The organism is Allobosea sp. 05T422_2, from assembly GCF_056396265.1.
In genome coordinates this window covers 1-7,662 of record NZ_JBFTLD010000299.1, presented here as the reverse complement: position 1 = coordinate 7,662, position 7,662 = coordinate 1, and the positions used below count along the sequence as shown (strand labels likewise).

Annotated in this window: 9 protein-coding genes; 3 read left to right on the top strand and 6 right to left on the bottom strand. The window is 60.2% G+C overall.

Annotated elements, in window-relative coordinates:
* A partial coding sequence (locus AC1DJT_RS31655) for a response regulator transcription factor (protein ID WP_476835613.1) occupies positions 1-666 on the bottom strand: 666 nt, incomplete at its 3' end.
* Positions 667-1,523: 857 nt separating this feature from the next.
* Between AC1DJT_RS31655 and AC1DJT_RS31650 the strand changes: the two genes are divergently transcribed.
* Together AC1DJT_RS31650 and AC1DJT_RS31645 are read left to right on the top strand one after the other, a co-directional pair.
* Positions 1,524-1,688, top strand: a complete 165-nt coding sequence (locus AC1DJT_RS31650) for a hypothetical protein (RefSeq protein WP_476770269.1) — start codon at positions 1,524-1,526, stop codon at positions 1,686-1,688.
* A 601-nt stretch (positions 1,689-2,289) separates the two neighbouring features.
* Positions 2,290-2,664: a phasin family protein gene (locus AC1DJT_RS31645; protein ID WP_476835612.1), complete on the top strand. Its 375-nt coding sequence runs from the start codon at positions 2,290-2,292 to the stop codon at positions 2,662-2,664.
* Positions 2,665-2,709: 45 nt separating this feature from the next.
* Here the strand turns inward: AC1DJT_RS31645 and AC1DJT_RS31640 are convergent, their stop codons facing one another.
* The 5 genes from AC1DJT_RS31640 to AC1DJT_RS31620 all read right to left on the bottom strand — a co-directional run bounded on the left by AC1DJT_RS31640 (position 2,710) and on the right by AC1DJT_RS31620 (position 6,399).
* Positions 2,710-3,093, bottom strand: coding sequence for a hypothetical protein (locus AC1DJT_RS31640; protein WP_476835611.1), 384 nt, complete (start codon positions 3,091-3,093; stop codon positions 2,710-2,712).
* 399 nt (positions 3,094-3,492) lie between these two features.
* A complete protein-coding gene (locus AC1DJT_RS31635) occupies positions 3,493-3,630 on the bottom strand; it encodes a hypothetical protein (RefSeq protein WP_476770266.1) in 138 nt (45 codons plus the stop codon).
* A 456-nt stretch (positions 3,631-4,086) separates the two neighbouring features.
* On the bottom strand, positions 4,087-4,332 hold the full coding sequence (locus tag AC1DJT_RS31630) for a hypothetical protein (RefSeq protein ID WP_476770265.1): 246 nt from the start codon (positions 4,330-4,332) through the stop codon (positions 4,087-4,089).
* Between the two features lie 257 nt (positions 4,333-4,589).
* Positions 4,590-5,501, bottom strand: coding sequence for a transglutaminase family protein (locus AC1DJT_RS31625; protein ID WP_441508783.1), 912 nt, complete (start codon positions 5,499-5,501; stop codon positions 4,590-4,592).
* Between the two features lie 166 nt (positions 5,502-5,667).
* Positions 5,668-6,399 (bottom strand): transglutaminase-like domain-containing protein, encoded by a 732-nt coding sequence (locus AC1DJT_RS31620; protein ID WP_476835610.1) that lies wholly within the window; start codon positions 6,397-6,399, stop codon positions 5,668-5,670.
* 489 nt (positions 6,400-6,888) lie between these two features.
* Here AC1DJT_RS31620 and AC1DJT_RS31615 point away from each other — a divergent pair, with 489 nt between their 5' ends.
* Positions 6,889-7,071: a hypothetical protein gene (locus AC1DJT_RS31615; protein ID WP_441508780.1), complete on the top strand. Its 183-nt coding sequence runs from the start codon at positions 6,889-6,891 to the stop codon at positions 7,069-7,071.
* The last annotated feature ends 591 nt before the right edge of the window (positions 7,072-7,662 follow it).

Genomic DNA, 7,662 nt, shown 5'->3' with positions numbered 1-7,662 from the left:
ATTCAACATGTAGCCACGTCCCCAGACAGTTCCGATGTAGTTGGTTCTGCCTGATATGGCCGCAATCTTCTGTCTCACCTTGCAGATAAATACGTCGACGATCTTGAGCGCAGGTTCGTCCATCCCACCATAGAGGTGGTTGAGGATCATTTCCTTTGACAGAGCGAAGCCACGGCGGCTCGCCAGGAACGCAACGAGTTCATATTCCTTGCCGGTCAAACGAACGGGCTTCCCGGCCACGTCAACCGTTTTCGAATCCAGATCGATGCAGAGATCTCCGACCCGGACGGTGCGGTTCTCCGTACCGTTACAGCGACGCACCAAAGTCCGAAGGCGGGCAAGAAATTCGTTTCGGTGGAATGGCTTTGTCACGTAGTCATCCGCCCCTGCAATCAGGGAACGGACCTTCTGTTGAATCTCGTTGATGCCCGAGAGGATCATCAGCGGCGTTGCAATGGAAGTTGCTCGGAGTTTCGTGAGCACCTCCATGCCAGGCATGTCGGGCAAGCCKAGATCCAGAACGATCAGGTCAAACCGCGCCGACTGAGCGAGGGCAAGGCCATCGGCTCCGCAGGCTGACTTGGTGACCTCGAAGTTCTCCAGCGTGAGAAACATCTCGATGCTCTGCGCGATCGATGCGTCGTCCTCAATCAATAAAACGCGCATAACAAACTCCGATTCGCAGCGGATATCTTCACAACGTTGGCTGAAGCATGGTTAATAATTCCATATTTTTACGCTGGTCGGTCTTATAATAGGCTTCCCCMGACCGCGGGGAAGACCACCAACTTCATCGCAAGGGTTACGATCGGCCATATCGTMAGCGAGAGTTCTTCGATCGCCATCAAGACATGATCTTTCGCTGGAATTCTTGCGCCGGCCGGGGCCGAAGCGCTTGGTAGATGGCCCCGCGTCGGGGTCGATCTGCTTGTGCGGCTGGGGCGTACAGGGCGTCATCCTGCCGATGTCGACTGCTTTCCCGATGGCGGCAACGAGGGGAAGGGCGCGCAGAACGTGAGGACCTCCGATTTGATGACCCGGATCCGAGAGGTGGAAGCGAGCCTCCGCTCTGAGCCGAAAGCGTTCAGCCGTCCCGGCAATGCCCCGAGTTAAGTTCAGTTGAGAGCACGTCGTTGGCTACATCGAAACGCACGCTGAATAGTTGCGCCTGGATGGGTTGCCCTTGCCCATGCGGCGTTGCTCGAAGCGTGGCCGTCTCAACGCTAGCGGCCGCATGGGCAAGGGGCCCCATTGACGGGGGCGCGGGCTGGCCGACGGTGGCGGGGCGCGTGCGAGCATGGGCAGGCATCGCACCCCGCTGTCACCTCGACCGGCTAGTGACGGGAACTGGGCCTGCGCAAGAAGGCCGGCGCCCGCCCCATTGCGATGGGCCGGATCGTCAGACCGGCCCCCCAGCCTCCGACGATCCGACCCGTTTGCTCACACTTACGGAGTGTCCAGACTAGGCGCCCGTTCGGATCGGCGCGCGTTGATATGGATCAATTTCGGGCATCGATGCCCGAGTGCCCAAGCTGGTGCAGGCCCTCGATGTAATGACGGCAGCGACCGTCGCGCATAGTATGACCGACGGTATTTCCGCGACGAAAAGCTTTAGCTTGGTCATTGCCGCCACGAGTGGCCCGGAGATCAACGCAGCCAAACGCTTCTTCCGACGGATCGAGGCATGAAAGAGCTTTGGCTAATCTTGTCTTCGTTTGACCAGCCTACCTTTCGTGAGCACCATGGGGCATTGCACGACCTTGCCCTGAGTCGATTCGACGGCAGGGGCGGGGGTAGCGGATAAGCCGATACTGATCCAAAGCTCCCCGGCATCGCCCCCCAGCTCTAGCCGGGCGCAGAAGACCCCGTAGCGCCATCCGCAATCTGGCATCTACGCGGTTTTTCCGACCGGATGAATGATGACTGCTAATTCCAAGCTCGGCTGCTGCAACGCGGCGACCGACTCACTGACTGCTGGTGTCGTTCTCTAAACGCGCACACCGTCTGGTTCAGCGCCGGCCAGGAGACCTCTTGCGCAACCAGATACACTTGGAACGAGCGGACATCCTCAAGCCCGGGCCGGTTCGGGGGGGGCGAAATGACGCCGAACTGTCGCGATCGGGATGGCCTATGTTTGCTGCACTGCAGCATGTTCTTGACATTAATGCTGCAGCGCACAATACGATAACCAGTCCCCGGTGGTTATCTCTTTCACACGAGCTTGGGGCGACACGTCGGGCCGTTCCGGCCCTTCACTAAAGCGCCACCAAAGGTGCACAGGAGAAGACCATGATCCAGAAGTTMGAGACCCTTCAGAAGGCTTCCAAAGAGAACGTCGACGCAGCCCTGAAGGCCTTCGGCGCCACCTCCAAGGGCGTGCAGACCATTGCCGTGGAGGCCATCGACTATGCCAAGAAGTCCTTCGARGCTGGCACCGCCGTGATCGAGAAGCTCGCTGGCGTGAAGACCTTCGACAAGGCTCTCGAGATCCAGGCCGAGTACGTCAAGACCTCATTCGAGGGCGCGGTCGCCCAACTTACAAAGATGGGCGAGCTCTACRCCGCTCTCGCCAAGGACGCCTACAAGCCGKTCGARGGCATCGTCGCGAAGGCCGCTCCGGCCGCCGCCGCTGTGGTCGCTGCCGCTACGAAGCAGGCCGCCTGATTTCGGCCAGCCGCCGTAAGGCGGCCGCGCTCCCAGTGAATAGAGTTACGTAGGAAGCCCGGCTGCGGCAGGCTCTATGGAAACCGATTGGAGGCTTCGGTTTGACCGGAGCCTCTTTTCATTTTGCGCATCCATCACCTTCGGGTCGACAGCGCCGGCGCACGAAGTTCGTCGTCGAGAAAGCCGTCTTGGAGATCGAGGTCGACGATGCCAACGCTGGGGCCCGGCGTCCTCCTCTTCGTCCTCCTCTTCATCGAAGTCCGCATCGATGTCGATGCCCGGCGAGTTCAGCTCGGCGACGACCCAGCTCTCGTTCATGCTCAATCGCGTGTCGCCGCGGCCCCTGCCGAAACGCACCCTGCGGTGATGGCCGTGCCGCCAGCTCACCCGCATCGGCTTGACGACGAGCGGCAGTTTCTTGTCCTTCATGGTCCACGGCCTTCGCTCAAGTAAGGTCACATGTCGCCGTTCCCGAGCCGTTCGGGGGGTGTTCTTCCGGCCCGGAAACGTGTTTCCAATTTCCGGAAGTTTTGTTCGCAATTCTCCCGCCTGACAGCTCCATCTKGGCGCGACGCTCCCCACGCCGCGAAGAGCATCTGCAGTCAGGTGGTGGTCTCAGACATGGGGCCTGACGTGCATCGTCATGTTGCGGTGCCCGGACTTGGCGGTGTTCATCTCTTCCCTGACGCGGGCGAGCGCCCTGGCCAGCGGCGAGCGTGCTTCTTCCGATCCCATTGCGCCGGCCGCAGGGCCAGGGCCTTGGCCTCGCCTTCGCTGAAATGGACGATCACCTGGAGCGGGGCATGCGTTCTTGGGTGCGTGAGCGTGTCAGACATGACGGCCCACCTCGGCGGCGACGCGCCTCACCTTGCCGTCCTCGAAGCCGGGATCGATGCGTAGTAGGTAGCTGCCGAAGGCTGTCGCCTTGACGGTGTGCAAGGCTTCGGTGGAACTACCTTCGGACACCGTGCTGTTCTCGACGGCCGGCGTCCAGAACCAGAGCCTCGGTGGATCATTGGCGATCTCAGTGAGCTTGCGTTCGGCCTCGGCCCGCTTAGGTCACCGGCGAGCCAGACCAGAACGAAGGCGTCGAAAGCGACGCTGAGCAGGCGGCCCTTTCTACGCATGGAAACGGGCCTCGGACGCGATGCGGAACAGCCTATTCCCGCCGTCCTTTAGGCCAATGTCGCCGCTCAGGCCAGGTTGTAGCGTCGTGGCCTCACCTTCGGCGAAATCTCGCCCGATCTACAGCGATCCCAGCGGATTTGCCGCTTAGCAGCTTCGCTGGCTCCTTGGTGTCCGCACCTCTGGCCGAGTACGGGCACACTCGATGATGGCCACGGGATGAGCCGGTTGCTGACCGAGGAAGAATGGCAAGCAACGTTCGGCATGGGGGAACGGTGCCCACTCTGGGCGCGCGGCTTAGTCCAAATTGTAGTTGCCATCCCGCGCGGCAAAGTCAGCCTCACAGAGCGCCTTCGCTTCAGCGACCGACTGCCTGTGGCCAATCGTCAGCTCATAATGGTCATTGCTGCAAAAGGTGACCCTGTAGAAACAGTCGGTCGCTGCTTCGATGATGTAGCGCTGGGTTTCGTCGCGGTAGCCAACCGTGCCGTTGCTGCGGGCAATCATGGCCCAGATCAAGCTGGTGGTGCTGTTAGTGCTCATCGTCGGCTCTTTTCGCAGCGGTGTGGTTGCACCCCCATGCCAGACCAGCCAACGGTGTCATGCTGAACCGCGCCAAAATATTGCTAAATCACGCCAGCGCAAAGTAGCCATGCTTGACGTTGCCTATGGCCACATCCGACGCTCCCCGGTGACCTCCCCAGGGTCGGCCGGGTGAGGAGACCCCGTAGAGCCAATCTCCAGCTGGTTTTTCCACCTATGACACGTGGCAAGCGGAACGGTCTGGGAGAGGATGAGCTTTACCCCGATTTATCTGGATCTTCGACCTCTGTATTCGTCTTTTCCTTAGTCACATTGACTTGCACGGTCATGCCGAGGGCATCCGAGGCGAGGCCGGAGTAGCTTCCCGTGAGTGGAATCGCCTGGCGAGGGTCCCGGGCAACGGCGACCCGGACAAGATCCCGATTGCCGACGATGCCGTTGGTTGGATCGAACTCCACCCATCCGGCTCCGGGGAGATAGACTTGGCACCAAGCATGGGTAGAGCCGCCCCCGAGCGTGGTCGAGGTGTCGCGGCTGGGAACGTAAATGTATCCCGTGACAAAACGAGCCGCGAAGCCAAGGGAACGCACCGCCTCCATCATGAACAATGCAAAATCGCGGCAGGTGCCGCGACGTAGGCGTAGCGTGATAAGCGGCGGCTGGGTTCCGGCCTCCAGACGACGCGAATAGGCAAAGCTTTCGTGGATTGCATAGCATAGCGTCATCAACAGCTTCCCGGTGTCAGTCCGCCGGCCAACGTTGACGAATTGCTGGGCCCATCGCCCGACTTCGTCATCGTCGTCGAGGTAGTGACGATCGGTCGTACCAGCCAGATCCGCTGTTTCGTCCGAACTATAGGCGAAGGGATACGTCAGCGCCTCCTCATCCATCTGGAAATCGGGCGTTGCCTGCGGCGTGTGGTCGAGCTGAATCCGGGTTTCGAAGCACAACTCCGAAGCGGGACGAGAAATCCGAACGAGCGCGACGCAATTGCCAAAGACATCGTGAATCCAGCGGATAGTGCTGGGCTCCGGATCAATCACCAGGGTCGCCCTGAGTAGCCTCTGGTCATAACTGTCCCGGGGGCGAAACATCAGTCGGTGCTCACCGAACCCCACCGGTTTTGCATAGTGATAGTTTGTGATGTGCCTGACGGAGAATATGGTCATATCGATCGCTTTCGGCCCGGCAAATTGGACTTGCTTGGCCTCTGTGAACACCCGAGCCAATCCGGCGGGAAAGATAGACCAGCTGCACGCTAGGCGAGAGCGTTTTGGAGAATGTGCCGACCTAAATCACGGCCTGCGGATCGAGAGTTTGCAAGCGCCGCATCGCTTAGGTCGCTACCACCTCTTCGGTGATGACCTCGAAGCGTTGGAGAATGTGCGGGCCGAACGTGTGGATCATCGGGATGTCGGCGGCGTCCCGGCCCCTGCCCACCAGGATGCGACCGATGCGGGGCATATTGTGCCGGGCATCGAAGGTGAACCACTCGCCGCCGTCGAGATACGCCTCGAACCAGGAGTTGTAATCCATTGGCGCCGGATCACGCGGCACGCCGATGTCGCCCAGGTAGCCGTTGCAGTAGCGTGCGGGGATGTTCATGCAGCGACACAGCGCGGCCGCCAGGTGAGTGAAGTCACGGCAGACCCCGACCCGTTCCGTCATGGCCTGCACCGCCGTACGAGTGCCGCGGGCTGACTGGTAGTCGAAGCGAATCTGAGCATTGACGTAGTTGCAGATCTGCTGGACCCGATTCCAACCCGGGGCGCAGTTCCCAAAGAGGCTCCATGCAGTTGCCGAGAGCTCGTCAACCTCGCAATAGCGGCTCGATAACACGTATTCCAAGACCTCGGACGGTAGGTCCCCGGCGAAGACCTCCTGCGCGTTTTGGTCGACGTAATCGACCTCGCCAGAATCTCGGATGATCATGTCGCTGGTGAATTCGACGCCTCCCGGGGGCACAACCAGGCGCCGGCGACGGTTGCCGAACCCGTCCGCATATTTGGCGGTCGGCACGTTGCTGCCGTCGTTCAGGGACCTGACGGCTGTCTTGGGCGTCGTCACCAGGTCGCCATCGCGGCTGGGGTGGGGGGTCGAGAAGCAGCAAGGCGGGCGTCGGCTGATAGGTGACGATCTCGATCCGATAGCCGATCCTAATTTCCATGGAAGCCGTCCTTGCGCGCTGGATTAATTAGCGCAAACCCATCGAGCAGCGGCGTAGTTCCGCGCGCATAGAGCCATTTTGGACGTTGTGGCGCGTTTGATGCTGCTGCGGTCAGAGTTTCTCCGAATCCCCCTTGTCGTTCAGCAGAATCAATCGCTGATGCCGTTTGAACTCACGGAGCCCCCCGAGAGGCGCTTACGCCTTGGCCCAAAAAAGCGCGCGTGACGACGAGTGGCTTTTCCGGAGCCGTAGTCGGGCAGGCGATTACCGCGACGCTCCGGCAACATCACACTCAGGAAGCCGGCAGTCGCATAGTCCKGCTTCTGTTCTTCGCGCTCCTCACTTGGCCGGACGGACGAAGGCGTCGGTGGTCGCACCGAAAGTCGACCGTGGTCGAGACCGAGCGGGAAGGGCCCTTGTTGCCGGAACCACTGCGAGCGGAGCTTCTCGACGGAATCCCGGGCGCGCTTGATCGCGAAAGGAGGGGCGTCAAGAGTATTCGGGGGGAGGCTGCCGTCGCCAAGCTTAAGGCAGAGATCGAAAGCCTGCAGCTTATAAAGATGATGGGGTGAGGCTCATTCGAAGGGCGGGCGGAGACCCCGCCGTAGGCGTGGCCAGCACGCAAATGAAACGTACCTGCCTTCTCGGCGGTTCCGTCCGGCGTTAGACTGCTGATCGCCCGCGGCGGCTGCGTTTCCCCACGCCAAATCAGGAACCGATCCCATGACCATTCGCGGCATTTGCGCAGCAACCATCTGCGCAAACCCACGACGATCTTATGGTGAGAATTATTGAAATCATCGATAAACTGGATGAGATGAAGAAGAAAAACGATCAGCTTTAAGGGCGCTCGCAGCGGCTCTAGGCAAATTGTATGACCTAGAGACTACAATAGATAAAAACTGCAAGAAATCGATCTGTTTTTTGGAGGCGGAAGCCTCGGTGCTTCGGATTATGCGCCAGCGTTGGACGGAGAGCCGTGTCTCGGAATCGCAGCGCTGAGTTTCGCCTCCCCCAAGAGAGCTCCGCGGTCATTGCGCCAGCGCCATTCACCCTCGGCTGCATAATTTATCGTGCGAAGAGTTGAATACCTCGTACCGATCGCTGAACTGGCGATCTTCGCAGCGAGTACTGCTTCAGGGGCTCGGACGCCGATTTTGCCA

What these genes read in the sequence shown, in the direction of transcription:
- AC1DJT_RS31640 (WP_476835611.1), bottom strand. Translation starts at nt 3,093, where the DNA reads ATGAAGGACAAGAAACTGCCGCTCGTCGTCAAGCCGATGCGGGTGAGC.
- AC1DJT_RS31630 (WP_476770265.1), bottom strand. Translation starts at nt 4,332, where the DNA reads ATGAGCACTAACAGCACCACCAGCTTGATCTGGGCCATGATTGCCCGC.
- AC1DJT_RS31625 (WP_441508783.1), bottom strand. Translation starts at nt 5,501, where the DNA reads ATGACCATATTCTCCGTCAGGCACATCACAAACTATCACTATGCAAAA.